Source organism: Scytonema sp. PCC 10023 (assembly GCF_963920835.1).
In the GTDB taxonomy this organism is placed as follows: Bacteria; Cyanobacteriota; Cyanobacteriia; order Cyanobacteriales; family Nostocaceae; genus Kalymmatonema.
Genome location: NZ_CAWUDP010000392.1, coordinates 1 through 265, shown reverse-complemented (window position 1 = coordinate 265; position 265 = coordinate 1). Strand labels below are relative to the sequence as shown.

Genomic DNA, 265 nt, shown 5'->3' with positions numbered 1-265 from the left:
GAACAGGCTGAGCCCCTTGGAATCCTGCTGGCGCGGTGTGATGCGGCAGTGGACTGCCGTCCGCTACGTACGACGGCAGCCAACAGATTTACGGACGATGCCGGGTTTGATAAGAACAGCGCGAGATCATAGCCCAGCTCTGCCGTCCGGTTCAGGATGGTGGTGCGAGCCTCTTGGGGAGGTTTCGCCATCCGGCTCATCAGCCAGAGATATCGGCCGGAGGGCTCGCCGACGATGGACTAGGAATAGTCGTCGGCATGGTCCA

1 protein-coding gene is annotated in these 265 nt (G+C 61.1%); it reads right to left on the bottom strand.

The features are described from left to right. On the bottom strand, window positions 1–236 hold a 236-nt coding region (locus ACM0OZ_RS49330; protein WP_414590233.1), incomplete at its 3' end, for a lipocalin family protein. Window positions 237–265 lie beyond the last annotated feature (29 nt).